Annotated in this window: 17 protein-coding genes and 1 other RNA gene; 7 read left to right on the forward strand and 11 right to left on the reverse strand. The window is 67.3% G+C overall.

Features of this window, described 5'->3' with window-relative positions:
• The first annotated feature begins 21 nt into the window (after positions 1 to 21).
• On the forward strand, positions 22 to 459 hold the full coding sequence (locus tag AVZ66_RS00090) for a phosphate-starvation-inducible PsiE family protein (protein ID WP_058980610.1): 438 nt from the start codon (positions 22 to 24) through the stop codon (positions 457 to 459).
• On the opposite strand, the gene AVZ66_RS00095 is transcribed toward AVZ66_RS00090, so the two are convergent.
• Positions 456 to 1,028 (reverse strand): cysteine hydrolase family protein, encoded by a 573-nt coding sequence (locus AVZ66_RS00095; RefSeq protein ID WP_058980612.1) that lies wholly within the window; start codon positions 1,026 to 1,028, stop codon positions 456 to 458. The genes AVZ66_RS00090 and AVZ66_RS00095 overlap by 4 nt on opposite strands.
• 99 nt (positions 1,029 to 1,127) lie before the next feature.
• Here AVZ66_RS00095 and AVZ66_RS00100 point away from each other — a divergent pair, with 99 nt between their 5' ends.
• Together AVZ66_RS00100 and AVZ66_RS00105 are read left to right on the forward strand one after the other, a co-directional pair.
• On the forward strand, positions 1,128 to 2,561 hold the full coding sequence (locus tag AVZ66_RS00100) for an Hvo_1808 family surface protein (protein WP_058980613.1): 1,434 nt from the start codon (positions 1,128 to 1,130) through the stop codon (positions 2,559 to 2,561).
• Between the two features lie 67 nt (positions 2,562 to 2,628).
• Complete coding sequence (locus AVZ66_RS00105; RefSeq protein ID WP_058980615.1) at positions 2,629 to 3,783, forward strand: nicotinate phosphoribosyltransferase; 1,155 nt, start codon at positions 2,629 to 2,631, stop codon at positions 3,781 to 3,783.
• Positions 3,784 to 3,792: 9 nt separating this feature from the next.
• On the opposite strand, the gene AVZ66_RS00110 is transcribed toward AVZ66_RS00105, so the two are convergent.
• Entirely contained in the window at positions 3,793 to 4,428 is a 636-nt protein-coding gene (locus AVZ66_RS00110; RefSeq protein ID WP_058980617.1) for a TIGR00296 family protein, read from the reverse strand.
• Positions 4,429 to 4,684: 256 nt separating this feature from the next.
• On the opposite strand from AVZ66_RS00110, the gene rnpB reads away from it, so the two are divergent.
• Positions 4,685 to 5,110, forward strand: an RNA gene (gene rnpB, locus AVZ66_RS13545) — RNase P RNA component.
• A 217-nt stretch (positions 5,111 to 5,327) separates the two neighbouring features.
• Here the strand turns inward: rnpB and AVZ66_RS00115 are convergent.
• Genes AVZ66_RS00115 through AVZ66_RS00130 form a run of 4 tightly spaced genes read right to left on the reverse strand, consistent with a single transcriptional unit; the run spans position 5,328 to position 10,156 of the window.
• On the reverse strand, positions 5,328 to 5,567 hold the full coding sequence (locus AVZ66_RS00115) for a hypothetical protein (protein WP_058980619.1): 240 nt from the start codon (positions 5,565 to 5,567) through the stop codon (positions 5,328 to 5,330).
• Positions 5,568 to 5,627: 60 nt separating this feature from the next.
• Positions 5,628 to 6,353, reverse strand: a complete 726-nt coding sequence (locus AVZ66_RS00120; RefSeq protein ID WP_058980621.1) for a hypothetical protein — start codon at positions 6,351 to 6,353, stop codon at positions 5,628 to 5,630.
• Positions 6,353 to 7,456, reverse strand: coding sequence for an aminopeptidase (locus tag AVZ66_RS00125; RefSeq protein WP_058980623.1), 1,104 nt, complete (start codon positions 7,454 to 7,456; stop codon positions 6,353 to 6,355). The genes AVZ66_RS00120 and AVZ66_RS00125 overlap by 1 nt, the downstream gene beginning before the upstream one ends.
• A 60-nt stretch (positions 7,457 to 7,516) precedes the next feature.
• On the reverse strand, positions 7,517 to 10,156 hold the full coding sequence (locus tag AVZ66_RS00130) for a valine--tRNA ligase (RefSeq protein WP_058980625.1): 2,640 nt from the start codon (positions 10,154 to 10,156) through the stop codon (positions 7,517 to 7,519).
• A 229-nt stretch (positions 10,157 to 10,385) separates the two neighbouring features.
• On the opposite strand from AVZ66_RS00130, the gene AVZ66_RS00135 reads away from it, so the two are divergent.
• Positions 10,386 to 11,537, forward strand: coding sequence for an ABC transporter substrate-binding protein (locus tag AVZ66_RS00135; RefSeq protein WP_058980627.1), 1,152 nt, complete (start codon positions 10,386 to 10,388; stop codon positions 11,535 to 11,537).
• A gap of 140 nt (positions 11,538 to 11,677) precedes the next feature.
• Here AVZ66_RS00135 and AVZ66_RS00140 read toward each other — a convergent pair whose 3' ends face one another.
• The 4 genes from AVZ66_RS00140 to AVZ66_RS00155 all read right to left on the reverse strand — a co-directional run bounded on the left by AVZ66_RS00140 (position 11,678) and on the right by AVZ66_RS00155 (position 14,524).
• Complete coding sequence (locus AVZ66_RS00140; protein WP_058980629.1) at positions 11,678 to 11,875, reverse strand: hypothetical protein; 198 nt, start codon at positions 11,873 to 11,875, stop codon at positions 11,678 to 11,680.
• Positions 11,876 to 12,064: 189 nt separating this feature from the next.
• Entirely contained in the window at positions 12,065 to 13,186 is a 1,122-nt protein-coding gene (locus AVZ66_RS00145; protein ID WP_058980631.1) for an iron ABC transporter permease, read from the reverse strand.
• Between the two features lie 153 nt (positions 13,187 to 13,339).
• On the reverse strand, positions 13,340 to 14,194 hold the full coding sequence (locus AVZ66_RS00150) for an ABC transporter ATP-binding protein (protein WP_058980633.1): 855 nt from the start codon (positions 14,192 to 14,194) through the stop codon (positions 13,340 to 13,342).
• 75 nt (positions 14,195 to 14,269) lie between these two features.
• Complete coding sequence (locus tag AVZ66_RS00155) at positions 14,270 to 14,524, reverse strand: hypothetical protein (RefSeq protein ID WP_058980635.1); 255 nt, start codon at positions 14,522 to 14,524, stop codon at positions 14,270 to 14,272.
• Between the two features lie 113 nt (positions 14,525 to 14,637).
• Here AVZ66_RS00155 and gnd point away from each other — a divergent pair, with 113 nt between their 5' ends.
• The gene (gene gnd, locus AVZ66_RS00160) at positions 14,638 to 15,546 is read left to right on the forward strand and encodes a phosphogluconate dehydrogenase (NAD(+)-dependent, decarboxylating) (RefSeq protein WP_058980636.1); all 909 of its coding nucleotides are present in this window, start codon (positions 14,638 to 14,640) and stop codon (positions 15,544 to 15,546) included.
• A 128-nt stretch (positions 15,547 to 15,674) separates the two neighbouring features.
• On the opposite strand, the gene AVZ66_RS00165 is transcribed toward gnd, so the two are convergent.
• A complete protein-coding gene (locus AVZ66_RS00165; RefSeq protein ID WP_058980638.1) occupies positions 15,675 to 16,304 on the reverse strand; it encodes a DJ-1/PfpI family protein in 630 nt (209 codons plus the stop codon).
• 93 nt (positions 16,305 to 16,397) lie between these two features.
• On the opposite strand from AVZ66_RS00165, the gene AVZ66_RS00170 reads away from it, so the two are divergent.
• Positions 16,398 to 16,979, forward strand: a complete 582-nt coding sequence (locus tag AVZ66_RS00170) for a 2Fe-2S iron-sulfur cluster-binding protein (RefSeq protein ID WP_058980640.1) — start codon at positions 16,398 to 16,400, stop codon at positions 16,977 to 16,979.
• Positions 16,980 to 17,001: the final 22 nt, after the last annotated feature.

A 17,001-nucleotide genomic window follows, 5' to 3' on the forward strand; every position in this document is an offset into this window, starting at 1 on the left:
CCGCCGTCTGTACGCCGGCCCATGGACGTCGACGACCACGTACGAATCACCGAGCGACTCATCCAGTCGGTCGAAATCGTCGCCGCGTACGTCCTCGTGTTGCTGTTCGCCGTCGGCGTCTTCGACCTCGGACTGAACATCTTCCAGTTGGTCCGGACTGGCGCCATTACGCAGACCAGTGAGGTCGTCGCGCTCATCGACACCGTCCTCCTCCTCTTCATCATCGTGGAAATCTACCAGACGGTCGTCGCGTACACCCGCGAGGAGAGCGTCGTCCGCATCGTCATCATCACCGGCATCATCGCGGTCACGCGCCGCGTCATCAGTTTCCACCCCGGCGACCATGCCGCCCAAGAAGCCCTGTTGACGTCGCTCGGGTTCGCGACGCTGCTGGCCGTGCTGGTCGGCGCGCTCTACATCGTCCGTCGGACGAACCCCGACGGCGGCTCGCTCCACTAAGCGAACGCCACGTCGCCGCGGTCGACGACTTCCCCGAACAGCCAGTCTGCGTGGTCGAGGGCGTACTCGCGGTGTTCTTCCTCGATGTAGCCAATCGCGTCCTCGACGAGCACCGGCCGGTAATCCCGCAGGCCCGCGCTCCCCGCGGTGTGGAGCACGCAGACGTTCGCCAGCGTCCCACAGACCAGCAGGTCGTCGACGCCGTGCGCGTCGAGGTGGCCGTCGAGGCCGGTCTCGTAGAACGCGTCGTAGGTGTGTTTGTCCACCACGTAGTCCTCGTCGCGGATGTCGAGGTCGTCGTGGAGTTGGGCCTCCCACGTCCCCTCGACGACGTGTTCGCCCCAGCGCTCGAACTCGTCGTAGTAGTGGTTGTCCTCGAACTGCTCGGGCGGGTGGACGTCGCGGGTGTAGACGACGCTCGCGCCCGCGTCGCGGGCTCGGTCGACGAGACTCGTCACGTCGTCGACGACCGCCTCGCTGGCGGGCGCGTACAAACTCCCGTCGGGGTGGCAGAACCCGTTCTGGACGTCCACCACGACGACCGCGGTTCGCTCGGGGTCGAACTCCATGTGCGAGCGCTCGACGGCGACCCACTAAGCCGTTTGGCCGACCCGCGGGCGGCGCGACTGTGCGTAGCGTTTTACCCCGTCCAGACCGAACCGCGTGTAATGACACGCCGAACTCTGGCCGTGGCGTTCGTCGCGCTGGTGGTCCTCGCGGGCTGCCAGTCCCCCGCCGTGACTGGCGGCGGTGACTCCGTCGAGACGACCACACCGGCGGCGAGCGACTTCGACTACGCCGACCCCGCCGGCGACGCGCTCGGCTGGGAGGGCGGCTACTGGCACAACGAGTCCCTCCCGGTGACCGTCGAGGACGGCCTCAACGAGACCGAACGACAGCAGGTCGTCAACCGCTCGATGGCGCGCGTCGAACAGCTCCGCGGCATCGAGTTCGATTCGCCGGTCCCCGTCGACGTCATCTCGCGGTCGACGTACCGCGGACAGTACGCCGGGTCCGGCAACGCCAGCGACGCGGCAACGACGTTCGACAACGTGAAATTCGAGGCGCTGTTCCTCGTCGGCGAGCGCGACGACTCGCTGGACGTCCAGAGCGAGAATCGCGGATCGAACGTCCTCGGGTTCTACACGCCCCGCGACGACCGCATCGTCGTCATCTCGGAGTCCGAGACGCCGACCATCGACGAGAACACGCTCGGCCACGAACTGATGCACGCGCTGCAGTTCCGGAACTTCGACCCGAACTTCTCCTCGCCCACCCGCGACAAGGCCAACGCCCACAAGGGCCTCATCGAGGGTGAAGCGAGCTTCCTCGACAGCCAGTACAGCCAGCGCTGCGGCGACGAGTGGGAGTGTGCGACGCCCGAAGCCGCGGGCGGTGGCGGTGGTGGCGGCGGGAGCATCCACCTCGGCGTCTACATGATGAAGTACTTCCCGTACAGCGCGGGGTCGGCGTTCGTCGAGCATATCTACGACGACGGCGGCTGGAGCGCCGTCGCGGACGTCTACGACTCCCCGCCGGCGTCCTCCGAGCAGGTCGCCCAGCCCGAGAAGTACGGCAGCGACCAGCCCAGTGACGTCTCCCTGCCCGACCGCTCCGCCGATTCGTGGGAGCGCGTCACGCCCGGCGGCCGCGCGCCCTACGGCGAAGTCGGTGTCGGCGGGCTGACAGCGATGTTCGGATACCCACTCTTCGAGCAGGACCGCCACCCGCAGAACGCCATCCTAGAGCCGCGGAACTTCGACGAGAACGGCAACATCGTCCGGAGTTCGCCGTTCAACTACGCGACCACGCCCGTCGAGGGCTGGGACGGCGAGAAGCTCTGGGTGTACGAGAACGGCAACGAGACGGCGTACACGTGGCGGCTCGCGTTCGACTCGAACGGCGACGCCCGCGAGTTCGCGCGCACGTACCGCCAGCTACTCCAGTACTGGGGCGGCGAGGAGCGCTCGAACGGCGTCTGGCGCATCCCCGAGGGCGAGAGCGAGTTCGCTGACGCGTTCCGCGTCACTCGCTCCGGGAGCGACGTCACCATCGTGAACGCGCCGACGCCCGGCGACCTCGGCGACGTCCACTCGCAGTAGCGAGGAGAGGCTTTTTCGACCGGGCGAGTCTACCCCGACGCATGCAGGCTACTCGCCGGGTGGTCGCGTGACCTTCGACGTCGTGTCCCCCGAAGCCATCGAGAGCGGGCGCGCGACCGACGCCTACTTCGAGCGCACCGAGACGACCCTGGAGTTCGCCGACAGGAACCCCAGCGTCGTCGCGGAAGTGACCGCCGACCAGTTCCCGACCGGGGAGTTCGAACTGCTCGCGGGCGTGAAAGACGCCGCCCACCTCCTCGAAGGCCTCCCCGTAGATGTCGACGCGCTGCCCGAGGGGACGCTGTTCGACGGCGGCCCCGTCCTCCGCATCGAGGGCGACTACTTGGACTTCGCGCGCTACGAGACGTCGCTTTTGGGCTTCCTCTCGCACGCCTCCGGCGTCGCCACGGGCGCGCTCGAAACCCGGCACGCCGCCCCCGAATCACAGGTCCTGAGTTTCGGCGCGCGCCACGTCCACCCCTCGATTGCGGCGATGGTCGAACGCTCCGCGCTCGTCGGCGGCCTCGACGGCTTCTCCCACCTCGCCGCCGGCGACGTTCTCGGTCGGGAAGCCGGCGGGACGATGCCCCACGCCCTCATGATCTGCTTCGGGCGCGGCAATCAGGAGGCGGCGTGGCGCGCGTTCGACGACGCCGTCGACGAGTCCGTGCCGCGGGTCGCGCTCTGTGACACGTACAGCGACGAGAAAGACGAGGTGCTTCGCGCCATCGACGAACTCGGCGACAACTTAGACAGCGTCCGCCTCGACACCACCGGGTCGCGCCGCGGCGACTTCCGGCACATCGTCCGCGAGATTCGCTGGGAGTTGGACGCGCGCGGCCACGGCGACGTCGACGTGTTCCTCAGCGGCGGCCTCGGCCCGGCGGACCTCCGCCACCTCCGCGACGTCGCGGACGGCTTCGGCGTCGGCAGCTACGTCTCGAACGCCGACCCCGTTGACTTCGCGCTCGACATCGTGGCAGTCGACGGCGAACCCGCGGCTAAGCGCGGGAAACTCTCCGGGAAGAAGGACGTCTACCGAACGCGCGACGGCGGCCACCAGATTGGCCTCGCCGCTCGCCCCGGTCCGACGGACGGCACGTCGCTGCTGGACCCGCTGATTCGGGACGGCGAACTCGTCCGGTCGTTCAGCATCGAGGACGCCGCCGACCGCGCGCTCGACGACGCCGAGCGTGTCGACTTCCGAAACCCCGCGGAGTAACAGGTCCCGTTACGCGGTGAGCTCTTCGACGGGCTCCTCGACGTCCTCGCCGGTCTCTCGGAACACCTGTCCCTCGAACAGTGTGACCATCACGTCGTCGTTCTCCCACGCGCCGTTCGGGAGGCCGGCCTTCCGACAGGTTCGGTCGAGATACTCGAAGACGCTCCAGTCGTTCTCGACGGGCAGCGTCGGATACATCCAGCCGTGCTTGCCGTCGCCGTCGATGGCGACGCCGTGGACGCCGAGTTCGATGTCGTCGACGGGGTCGTCCGTGAGGACGAGATTCGAGACGGTGCAGACGGAGACGCGAAGGTTCGGTAGCTCCGCGGCCTCGACTTCCGAGCCACACGACGCGTCGGAGGCGGCCTTGATTGACGCCTCGACGATGGCGTGTCCGAGCTGCTGGTCGCGGCTCCCGAGGTCGCGGGCGGACTCCTGAGCGCCCGCGCAGCCCCGGAGTCGGCCGCGACCGTGGGTCGACTCCAGTCGCACGAACGCGCTCGTTCGGTTGTAGAAGGCGTCTCGCATGCTTCCGGGCTGCTCGCGCTGGCCGTTCCGGACGAACGCCTCGACGGATTCGCGTGCTAGTTCAACCGTCCGAGCGCCGTCCTCGAAGGAAAGTACTACTGACTGGGCCTCGGCCATACGAGTCTATTTATGGCAAGGATTAACTTGAAGGCTTCCCCTCGTGGGCGAGAACCGTGAAGGATTTCACCTCGGCTGCACAGCACGACCGAATCGCCAAACGTGAGCCGTTTCTCCACATACCAGTTGGGTGATTGATGACAAATTCGTATAATTCCGCTAGCCACAAGGTTGAATACTGCAGGGTTCGTCGGCGCTGGCTCCGACAGCCGACCCAATCGCACCCCTTAACCCCGCGGCACTCCTAGTACGGGCGAGCAGAGGGAGCCTGGCTCCCGTGCCGCGAGGCATGAGGAAAGTCCCCCCACCCGTTCGGGCAGGCGGCCGGATGCAAATCCGGGACGGGAGACCGTCGGCACTGGAACAGAGACGACACGTCCCTCTCGGACCGATGAGGCGTGCGACCCGACCCGCGAGGGGAGGAAGCTAACCCGCCGAGGGAGGCGTGACCGACGAACGTCGGTCACGTTACAGGTGAGCGGCGTCAGCCGCGAACCGCGCGGCTTTGCCGCGTTGAGGCGAACGGCACTCCCGTTCGCTGAAGAGAGGGGAGCGATGGAACGGCTAATCCCCGCCGGTGCAAGTCCACGCGCGCAAGGTAGCCCGACGCACCCGCAAGGGGCCGTGTGGACGCTCAGCCGAATGCCAGGCCGAACAGAAGGGGGCTTACTCCCCTCCAGCTCGTCCCTTTTTGCGGAGTCGCATCGCGACTCCGCAAAAATCTACACCGAGAGAGCTCGCTCTCTCGAGCCCTGCCTCACTGCGTTCGGCAGGACGCTGAAAAAGACAGCAACCGCTACCGGGTGTGAAATATCGACCCAGAGCGTCGCTGTCCGACAGCCGGTGTATCTTCCGAACGGTTCTCGGCGCTGAAAACACGGAAAACGGCTACGGGAGCGTTACGAGCTCTCGGTGCCGGCAATCGCCGTCAGCGGGGTCGCGCCGCCGACGATGGCGCCGGCGGTCAGCACCGCCGCCGCGAGGGTCACGAAGTCGTCGCCGGGGTTGAGTCCGGCGAGACTCGCGCCCGCGTCGACGATGAAGATGGTGACGAAGAAGCTGATTACCGCGAGCGCGAGCAGCAGCGCCACCGCGATGACGCTGCCGACGAGTTCGCCGACGGAGTTGAGAACGGACATTGTGTCTCTCTAAGAAGTGACACGGCGGCGAGGGATAAACACCGAGGGGAACGTGACGGACTACGGTTCGACGAACCACTGGTACTGTCGCGGTGTCGCGTAGAGGACTGCAGTGTCGGCCGCTTCCCCGGTGGCAGTCAGCCACTCCCGGGCTATGCGGCCCAGCCGTTCGTATGCTCGATTGTGCGCCCGTTCGCCCTCCGTCACCGGTGGGCAGTAGAGGTAGTTCTTGTTCGAGACTAGCAGCAGGAACGTCTCAACGTCGTCGGGCAGGCGCGCTAGCTCCTCGAAATCCGGACCGAGGCTGTTCTCCTCGACGTCCAAGGCGTCCCGCAGTTCGTCGTCCGAGAGTGCCGCCAACTCGGACGCGGCAGCCGTCGTCGGGAACCGCGGTTTGTTCTTCACGTACTTCACCTCGAACGCGGCGTCGAGGTCGGACGCCGAGAACCGCTTCGAGCCGTCGTGCCACTCGACTGCGTCGACAGTTTCTCCGAGGACTGCGAGGTCGATTCGCTCGTTCTCCTGTACGGTCAGTTCGGGATGGACGCGTGTGAGGGCGTCCGATTCCCGCCACTTTGACTCGATGGTCGTCCAGTACGCCCGCTTGTACCCGTCGCTGGTGTGTGTCAGTGAGGGGTGTTTCCCGTTCGTCCGGAGAGCGTCGATGTCGGCGAGGCGTCGACGCAACTCCTCGTAGAGCCGCGCCTGCACCTCGAACTCCACTGTGAAGTCGATTGGCCGAGCGACGAACTCCGACGCCACGGACTCGCAGGCGTCTCGGAACATCACTCCTCGAAGCCGTCTTCCCACCGGAAGGTCCCGTCGCGCTGGACGACCTCCCCGTCGACTTCCATGTAGGAGTCCTCGCTGACGTCGGTAATCATGTCGACGTGGACGGCCGAGTCGTTGGCTTCGTCCTCGTGGCCCTCGGGGTAGTTCGACTCGTAGGCTCGGCCGAGCGCGAGGTGGACGGTGTCGCCCATCTTCTCGTCGAAGAGAACGGAGTCGGTGAACTGGTCGATGCCGCGGTTCATCCCGATGCCGAGTTCGCCGAGGCGGCGCGCGCCGTCGTCGGTGTCCAGAATCTCGCCGACGACCTGCTCGTTCTGCGCGGCGCTGTAGTCGACGACTTCGCCGTCCTCGAACGTGAGGTGGACGTCTTGGACGCGCTCGCCGTGAATCGTCATCGGGACGTCGAAGAACACCTCGCCCTCGGTGGCGTGGGGCGCGGTGAACACTTCGCCCGAGGGGAGGTTGTGCGAATCGTAGGCGACGGACGCCGCGGAGTTCACGGCGGTCCGGTTCTCGATGGACATCGTGAGGTCGGTGTCCGCCTTGACGAGTCGCACCTCGCTGCCGGCGTCGAGAATCTCTTTCATGTTCGCCATCTGGTCCGCGAGGCTCTCCCAGTCGCGGAGGATGGCGTCGTACGCGAACTCCCGGTACTCCTCGTAGGACATGTTCGCCTGCTGGGCGAGCGACCGCGTCGGGTGGACCGTCGACACCCAGTCGGCGTCCAAGCGCGCTTCCCGGATTCCCTGCCGCGCTCTCGACTTCGCGCGCCGGACATCAGCGGGGACGTCCGAGCCCTCGCTGGTGTTGCGGCCGCCGCCGACGATGAGCACGACGTCGGCGTTCTCGTAGAGTGCGAGTTCGTAGTCGGGGTCCTCGTCGAAGCCGTCGCCGTGGGCGAGCGCGTACGCTCGGTTGAGTTCGCCCGACGAGTACGTCGTGACGAGGTTCGCGCCGCGCTCGCCGACCTTCTCGGCGACGGCGACGGCGAGTTCGTGGGCGTCCGGCCCGACGGTCAACACCACGTCGTCGCCTTCCTCGACGCGCGCGCTCCAGTCCACCAGCACTTCGGCGTGGTCCTCGATACGGGGGTCCATACGTCTCGTGCCGTCCGCCGAGAGAAAAAGCAGTCGGGTACCGGCCGGCGACGCGGGGAACTACTCGTAGACGAGGACGGTGCCGAACGACGTCTCGACGACCGCGACCTCCTCGCCGGTCTGCGCGCGGTACTCCTCGTCGACGGTCAGCCAGTCGGCGTCCAGTTCGTACGTCTCGCCGGCGGCGTCGACGGTGACGACGTCCCCGGAGTGCATCTGCGCTTGAATCTCGGCGGGGTCGGCGGCGTCGACGGCCTGCATCACCGCGCCGGCCTCACTGCGGAACTCGGGGCCGATTTCGGACTCGTCGGCGTCGACCTCGACGGGGACGAGTTCGATGTCCGGGCGCCCCTCGACGAGTTTGATGGGGGCGTTGACGGTCTCGCTGAGGTCGTACGTGTCAAGCGTCGCCTCCTCGCTGCGGTCGAAGTAGAGTTCGACGCGGTCCAGCGACTCGTTGAGCGGGATGTGGTTCTCGGACTTCCACGCGCGCACCTCGCTGGCGGTCTCGGCGATGTGCTCGCCGGCGACCTCCGCCTCCTCGTCGAGCATGTCGACGTCGGGCCACGAGGCGTTGTGGACGCTGCCCTCCGTGCCGGGGAGGTGGTTCCAGATTTCCTCGGTGACGTGCGGGCTGAACGGCGACAGCATCCGGACGACGGACGTGACTGCCGTGTAGAGGGTCTTCTCGGCGGCGGCGCGCTCGCCGGGTCGCCCGTTGTACAGGCGGCCCTTGACGAGTTCGACGTAGTCGTCGGCGAGGTCCTCCCACGCGAACTCGCGGAGGCGGCGCAGCGCCGCGTCGAAGCGGTACGCCTCCATCTCGGCTTCGACCTCGTCGGCGACCCGCGTCAGTTCCGAGAGCAGCCAGCGGTCGGCGTCCCGGTAGGCGGGGTCGGAGACATCGGGCGTGTCCTCGTCGAAGTGGCCGCCCGCGAACTTCACGATGTTCCAGAGCTTCGTGAGGAACCGCGACGCGGACGTGACTTCCTTCCACTGGAACTGGACGTCGCTGCCGGGTTGGCCGCCGAGCGCGAGCGCCTGCCGGACGGCGTCCGCGGAGTACTCCTCGATGGCCTCGTCGGGCGCGACGACGTTCCCGCGGGATTTGGACATCTTGTTGCCGTCGTCACCGAACACCATGCCGTTGACGAGGATGTCCTCCCACGGCGCCTCGTCGGTGAGCGCGCCCGTCCGCAGCAGCGTGTAGAACGCCCACGTGCGGATGATGTCGTGGCCCTGCGGGCGCAGGCCAACCGGCTCGAACTCGTCCAAGTCGATGTCCTGTGGCCACCCGGAGATGTGGAGGGGCGTAATCGAGGAGTCCATCCACGTGTCCATGACGTCGGTCTCGCCGCGCCAGTCGTGGCTGCCGCACTCGGGACAGGCGCCGACCGCGGGGTCTTCCTCGGTGGGGTCGACGGGCGTCTCGGCGTCCTCGGCGATGTGCCAGTGGCCGCAGTCCGCGCACTCCCACGCGGGAATCGGCGTCGCGAACACGCGCTGCCGGGAGATGACCCAGTCCCACTCCATGCCCTCCGCCCAGTCGACGAGGCGGTCGTGCATGTGCTCGGGAATCCACTCGACGTCCTCGGCCTTCTCCAGAATCAGGTCCTGGTCGACCTCGACGAACCACTGCTCCTTGGAGAGAATCTCGATGGGCGTGTCACACCGCCAGCACGCGCCGACGCTCTGCTCGGTGGGCTCGGTGTCGTTGAGGTAGCCCCCGTCGTCGAGGGCGTCCGCGATTTCGCCCTTCGCGTCGTCGATGGTGAGACCCCCGAATTCGCCGGCCTCCTCGGTGAGGTGGCCGTCCTCGGTGAACACCGACCGCAGGTCGAGGTCGTACTCGGCCCACCAGTCGACGTCCTGCTTGTCCCCGAACGTACAGATCATGACGGCGCCTGACCCGAACTCGGGGTCGACCTCGTCGTCGGCGAGCAGTTCGACCTCCTGCCCGAACAGCGGGACTTCGAACGTGTCGCCGACGCGGCCCTCGAAGCGCTCGTCGTCGGGGTCGACGGCCATTCCGACGCAGGCCGCCAGCAGTTCCGGGCGCGTGGTCGCGATTTCGATGTCGTCGTTGCCGACGCCCTCGAAGGTGACGTAGTACAGCGTGCCCTCGCGGTCGACGTTCTCGACTTCGGCGTCCGCGATGGCGGTCTCGCAGCGCGGGCACCAGTTGACGGGGTGCTCGTCGCGGTAGACCATGTCGTCGTCGGCCATCTCGACGAACGACGACTGCGTCTGCCCCCAGTACTCGGGGTCCATCGTGCGGAACTCCGCCGACCAGTCCTGCGAGAACCCCATCTGGGTCATCGTCTGTTTCATCTCCGCGATGCGGGCCTCGGTGTGTTCGACGCACATCTCCCGGAACTCCTCGCGGGAGACGTCCGTCCGGTGGATGTCGTGGTTCTCCTCGACTTTGACTTCGGTCGGGAGGCCGTGGCAGTCCCAGCCCTGCGGGAAGAGGACGGCGTCGCCCTGCAGGCGGTGGAAGCGCGCGGTGAAGTCGATGTACGACCAGCCGAGCGCGTGACCGAGGTGGAGGTTCCCGGTGGGGTACGGCGGCGGCGTGTCGATGATGTACTCGGTGTCCGAGTCGCTGGGGTCGAACTCGTAGACGTCGGAGTCCTGCCAGTCGTCTTGCCACTCGGATTCGATGCGGTCGGGGTCGTAGCTGTCCGGAATGTTCGTCATAGCTGGGTGGGTCGTCGGCCGCGGTCGCGTGTCTGTGCGTGCGAGTCGTGACGAGAAGAGGGCTTACACACGTACTACCGCGAGCTCGACGCGCATACGTCAGCGGAGCGGAGGCGCGGCAATAAAGGTTCCCGTCCCGGGTGGTGACGTGACACGGCGCTCGCTCGCCCTTATTTAGGCTGGCCGAAAAACCGACGCGCTTTTATTCTTTAGGCTAACCTAAACGAGTATGCGACGACGCACGTTCATCAAATCCGGAACCGCAGCGACCGTCGCCGGCCTGCTCGCCGGCTGCACCAGCAACTCGGAGTCCGACGGGTCGACTACCGAGCCGACTACTGCATCGGATACGACCACCAGTTCTTCCGACGAGACGACCGCCGACGACGGCTCGTACAGCGTCTCCATCGAGCCGATGGGCGAGGTCGAGTTCGACGCCGTGCCCGAGACGTGGGTCGCGAACAACGGTAGCTGGGCCGACATGGGCGTCGCGCTCGGCCGCGAACCGCCGGAAGCCGTCTGGCTCGCGAACCGCTACCACACCCGGTACTACGACGACATCGACGGCGTCTCCGTCGACGCCAGCGGCATGACCTCGCTCTATCAGGGCGGCGTCGACAAAGAACTGTTCTACTCGCTGGACGCCGACGTCCACGTCATCGACCCGAACTTCCTGCTCAACCGCTTCAGCGGCTGGAACCAATCGGACATCGACGAAATCGAGGACGGCGTCGGGCCGTTCTTCGGCAACAGCATCTTCTCGCGGGGCTACGGGTGGCACGAGGACTACCAGTACTACACGCTCTACGAGGCCTTCGAGAAGCTCGCGCAGGTGTTCCAGCGCACGGAGCGCTACGAGGCCTTCGAGAGCCTCCACGACGACTTCCAGTCGAACGTCAGCGATGTCGTGCCCGCCGAGAGCGAGCGCCCGAGCGTCGCCATCATGTGGGCGGCCGGCGACGAACCCACGTCGTTCTCCCCGTACCTCATCAGCGAGGGGACGAGCTTCAAGCAGTGGCGCGACCTCCAAGTCAACGACGCGCTCGCGAACACCGACGTCCGCGACTTCCACGCCTCCCGCGCAGAAGTCGACTTCGAGACGCTGCTCGAAATCGACCCGGACGTCCTCCTGTTGCGCGGTCAGGAGGCCAAGACCGCCGAAGAGTTCCAGAACACGGTCGTCTCCTTCCTCGAAGACGACACCACCGCCAGCGACCTCACCGCCGTCCAGAACGGCGACATCTACCGCGGCGGCCCGCTCTACCAGGGCCCGATTACGAACCTCGTGCTCACCGAGCGCGGCGCACAGCAGCTCTACGACGTCGACGAGGAGCTGTTCGACCGCGAGCGCGTCGCGAACATCGTCAACGGCGACTTCTGAGCGCCGCCCGGCTACTCTTTCGCGGACGAGCGTGAGAGCCACGGTCTCACGCTGTGCCGAACTCCGCCCGCTGGCTCCTCAGCAGGACGCGCAGCGGGTCGGCAACCCGCTGTGAAGCACTCACTGCGGGTGTGACGCTGTCAGAAACTGTTGATAGCGAGTTCGACGACTCCGGAAACGACCATCCCGATAGTCACCAACCAGAACCACTGCAGGTCCGTGGTCACTCCGACTATCGCGAAGACCGAAACCGCGGCGACGAGCGTGACCCAGTGGTCGTCACCACGGACGAATCGCACAATCCTCGTTACTACGGGAGCCGAGTCCTCGGAGGCCATGTCAGGTCGGTTACGAGTGCGTCCGCCGGCCTACTGCAAAAACCCACCGGCGGAACAGTCGGTTCGCCGACGCACGGTCTCGCCGCGCGTTTCACCGGCAAGCAGAGCTTACCGACCCTCACTCACTCCGTTCGTGAGGACACCGCGACGAGCGTAGCGAGAAAACCCGACGAAGTAAAACGGTACGCGCTACAGTTCGCCGACGTCCTGCTGGCGCCGCATCAGATAGAGGAAGTACGGGCCGCCGACGACGCCGGTGACGATGCCCACCGGGACTTGGCCGACGGGGAGCGCGAGGCGCGCGATGACGTCCGCGGCGACCATCAGCGCGGGACCGGCGAACAGACAGCCGACCATCAACTGCTTGTAGTCGCTGCCGACGATGTTCCGGACGACGTGCGGGATGAGCAGGCCGACGAAGCCGACGATGCCCGCGATGGCGATGCTCGAAGCGGCCGCGAGCACGGCGACGCCCGCGAGCAGGAATCGGGTCCGTTCGACGGACATGCCGAGCGAGCGCGCGGTCTGTTCGCCGAGCGCGAGCACGTTCAGTTGGCGCGCGCTCACCAGCGAGAGCACGACCGAGCCGACCGCCCACGGGAGCGCGGGCCGGATGTGGCGCCACTCGACGCCAGTCAGCGACCCCGTGGTCCACGCGATGGCACTCTGGACGACGCCGAGGCTGTCCGCGAAGTAGAACATCCCCTGCTGGAGGGAGGTGAAGACGGTGCTGACGATGACGCCCGCGAGCACGAGGCGCACCGGGCTCGTGCCGTTCTGCCACGCGATGGCGTACACGAGCACGAACGCGCCCGCGCCGCCGAGCGCGGCGATGATGGGGAGGTAGGCGTTCAGCCCGCTGAACACGACGAGCGTCAGGAGGATGGCGAGACCGGCGCCGGAGGACACGCCGAGGATGTAGGGGCTGGCGAGTTCGTTGCGCGTGACCGCTTGGAAGATGGCGCCGGACACCGCGAGGCTCGCGCCGACGACGATTGCGGCGACCACGCGGGGCAGCCGGATGGTCCAGACGACGACGGTGCTGGTCGCCAGTTCCGGGAGTTCGCCCTGAAAGCCCGTAATCGTCCGCATCAGCGACTCGCCGACGACGAACTTCAGCAGCCACCGCGGGTCGTAGAGCACGTCGGTGTCGAACAGCGCTCTCAGCGCCTGTTCGAGGCTCATCGAGTACGAGCCGTACCGGACCTGCACGACGGCGCCGACGGCCACGACGACGATGCTCGCGGCGACGACAGCGACCAGCGAGCGGTCGATTCCGTCGCGGAGGCCTTCGGCGTCGCCTACGGACATCGCTTCCTCCGGGAGGGGCGTCGCGTGCGTGTTCGTTCGCCGGGCGGGGTCGGGCGGCGAGTCGTCGCGTCCATTATGTTTAGGGTGGCCTAAACGACGCAAAAGGATTTCGTTCCGCGCTCCTGCGGGGCGCCACGGCGGCCGGAACCGCCCTCAGTCCAGTGACCCCTTCGGGATAATCTGGGGGTCGGGCGTGTACGAGATGGCGGCGTCTACGCTGAAGACGTCCGAGAGCAGTTCCTCGGTCAACACGTCCACCGGCGGCCCCCAGTCGTAGACCTCGCCGTCTTCGAGCGCGACGAGGTAGTCCGCGCGCCGGGCGGCCTGCGCGATGTCGTGCAGGACCACGCCGACCGTGACGCCGTCCTCCTCGTTGAGGCGTTCGATGGTCTCCATCACGCGCAGTTGGTGGTGGAGGTCGAGGTACGTCGTCGGTTCGTCCAGCAACAACACGTCCGGCTCTTGGGCGAGCACCATCGCGATCCACGCCAACTGCTTCTGCCCGCCGCTGAGCCCGCCGACCTCGCGCTCGCGGAGGTGGTCGACGCCCGCGAGGTCGATGGCGCGCTCGACGGCCTCCCGGTCCTCGTCGGTCACGGAGTCGAAGAACCCGCGGTGGGGGTAGCGGCCGTGGTAGACGAGGTCCTCGACCGTAATCGAGCCCGGGGAGGTGTTCTCCTGCGAGAGCAAGCCCAGTTCGCGCGCGAGTTCCTTCTGCCCGTACTCTTGGATGTCCTTCCCGTCGAGCACCACCGCGCCCGCCTCGCGGTCGAGGTGGTTCGACAGCGCCTTCAGCAGCGTGGACTTCCCGCTGCCGTTCGGCCCAACGAACGCCGTCACCTCGCCCTCCGGGATGTCGACGCGGTCGCAGGTCACGACCGGTTCGTCGGCGGTCGCGTACGTCACTTCGAGGTCGTCGCCGAACAGCGCCGAGGGAGTGTCCTCGCCGGCCTCGTCGGCCTCGCCCGCCGGGTCCGCGCGCTCGGCGGTGGTCTCTTCGAGCGACACTACGGCTCACCCCGAGAGCCAGTCCGGTCGACGACGACGCTTCGTTTCACGGGCACAGTTTAGGCTCGCCTAAGGTTAATCGTTTTCCCTTCGCTCGCCGTCCTCCCGCGTCGCCACTCGTTCGCGCAACTGCTGGATTTCTCGCTGTAACTCCGCGCGTGACGGCGTCTCCCGGTCGACGCCAGCGCCGACGGCCACCGCGACCGGCACCGTCAGCGCGAGCGCGGCGCCGAACACGACCAGCCACGTCGGCACCGACACGTCCAGCGCCAGCAGGAGGACGGCGTCGTTCACGAGCACCACCGCGAGGACCACCGGGAGCGTACGCATACGACGCCGTTCAGTGCGCGCGGCCTGAAGGCTTGTGGTCGCCGCGACGCCAGCGGCGACTGACGCCCCGCGCTTATCGCAACCACTACCTACCGCGCCCGGGAGTTCGACGTATGGAACTCGGCGTTATCGGTCTCGGCCGCATGGGACGCATCGTCGTCGACCGGTGTCTGGACGCGGGCCACGACGTAGTCGCGTTCGACATCGACCCCGACGCCCGCGAGGACGCCGCCGACGCCGGCGCGACGCCCGCGGAATCGATTCCCGACCTTGCGGCCGCGCTCGGCGACGAGAAGCGCATCTGGCTGATGGTGCCCGCCGGCGACCCAGTCGACGCCGCGCTCGACGAACTCGCGCCCGAACTCGATAGCGGCGACGTGGTCGTGGACGGCGGGAACAGCCACTTCGAGGACTCGACGCGGCGCGCCGACGAACACGAGTTCGCGTACCTCGACTGCGGCACTTCGGGCGGCCCCGCGGGCGCGGAACTCGGCTTCTCGCTGATGGTCGGCGGCCCCGAGTGGGCGTACGACGAACTCACGCCCGTCTTCGACGCCGTCGCGACCGGCCCGGACGGTCACGACCGCATGGGGCCCGCGGGCTCGGGTCACTACGTGAAGATGGTCCACAACGGCGTCGAGTACGCGCTCATGCAGGCGTACGGCGAGGGCTTCGAACTCCTCCACGAGGGCCGCTACGACCTCGACCTCGAAGCCGTCTCGAAGACGTGGAACAACGGCGCCGTCATCCGCTCGTGGCTGCTCGAACTCTGCGAGGAGGCGTTCCGCGAGGAGGGCAACGACCTCGGGGACGTCGCTGACCACGTCGCCGGCGGCTCTACGGGCACGTGGACGGTCCAAGAGAGCCTCGAACAGGAAGTCCCGCTCCCCATCATCTATCAGGCGCTCGCGGAGCGCTTCGACTCCCGCGCCAGCAGCGACGGCGAGGGACGGTTCGCGCGGCGGCTGGCGAACCGGCTGCGGTACGGGTTCGGGCGACACGAGGTCGCTCGGAAGGAGTGAGCGTAGCGAACGACCGAGAGCGACGAAAATAGCGAGCGGAGAGCGCAGCGACCCGCGAGCAGAGGCTGTTCGGAACGAACGATAGCGGCCCGCGAGCCGGGCAGAGCGACCAGTAACAGCCGAGTCGGTCAGTAGTTGTTCTCGTACTCGATTTCTTCGGCGACCTGTTCGGCGACGCCGGGCGAGCATTCGCGTTCGAGGAGGTGGAGCGCGAGGTCGATGCCGGAGGTGACGCCGCCCGCCGTGAGCATCGTGCCGTCGTCGACGTAGCGGTCGTCGCGCACGTCGACGCCGTAGTCGGCGAGGTCGTCCTTCGCGGATTCGTGCGTGGTCGCGGGCCGCCCTTCCAGCAGGCCGCCTTCCGCCGCGATGAGTGCGCCAGTGCAGACCGTGGCGATGGTCGCGCCGCCATCGTGGAGCGTGGCGAGGCGTTCGGGGAGCGTGCCGTCCTGGACTTCCGCCCGAGCGCCCGCGTCGTCACGCGCTCCGACGGCGGTGCCGTCTCCGCCTCGTCGCCCCTCCGGCGCAACGCTGTTCCACCCGCCACCGGGAACGAGCACGAGGTCGGGCGTGCCGAGGAGCACGTCGTCGGGTTCGACGCGGAGGCCGTGGCTCGCAGTCACGCGCTCGCTCGGCACGAGCGTCCGCAGGCTCGCGTCCACGTCCGCGCCGAAGTCGGCGGCCGTTCGGAACACCTCGTAGGGGGCGACGGCGTCTAGCTCGTCGAACCCCTCGTACAGCAGTATCGCGACGTCCATGCCGCGGCGTTCGCGCCACCGCCTCAAAACTCGCCCGGAGCGGGGCGGTGAGCAATCACAATACTGTTAAGCAACCTCTCCGTACCGCCGGGCATGGTGAACACACTGGGGCTGGCGCTCGGTCTCGGGATGGCGCTCACGCTCGTCGGGCTCCACTTCCTGAAGGGCACCGCGAAGCCCGTCCCCGAGGACATCGCCAGCGAGGTCCTCGAACAGCGCGCGTCGACGGTTCCGGAGACTGACTTCCCGGAGCCGTACAACCGCTCCATCGGCGGTGGTGGCGGCGCCGGCGCGGTCGCGGGCGGCGCCGCGGAAGGCGAACTCGAGGAGGAGGGCGAGGAAGAGGAAGGCTTCGACCCCGAATCCATCCCGGAGGACGAAGTCGAGTACTACGAGATCGAGTTCGTCAAGGAGGGCGAGACCATCGAGGTCGCGAACAACGAGAGCATCCTCGACGCCGGCGAAGAGGAGGGCTGGGACCTCCCGTACGCCTGCCGTCAGGGTCAGTGTCTGTCGTGTGGTGGCCGCGTCGCCAGCGGCGACGACTCCCACGACTTCATCCAGCACACGAACAACGAGACGCTCAGCGACGACGAGATGGAGAAGGGGTACATGCTGACGTGTACCGCCCACCCGACCGCGTCCTTCTCCTTGGAGACGGACGAGACGCCGTAGCGTTCGGCCACTGTTCTTCCCG

It is taken from the genome of Halobacterium sp. CBA1132 (genome assembly GCF_001485535.1).
Classification (GTDB): Archaea; Halobacteriota; Halobacteria; order Halobacteriales; family Halobacteriaceae; genus Halobacterium.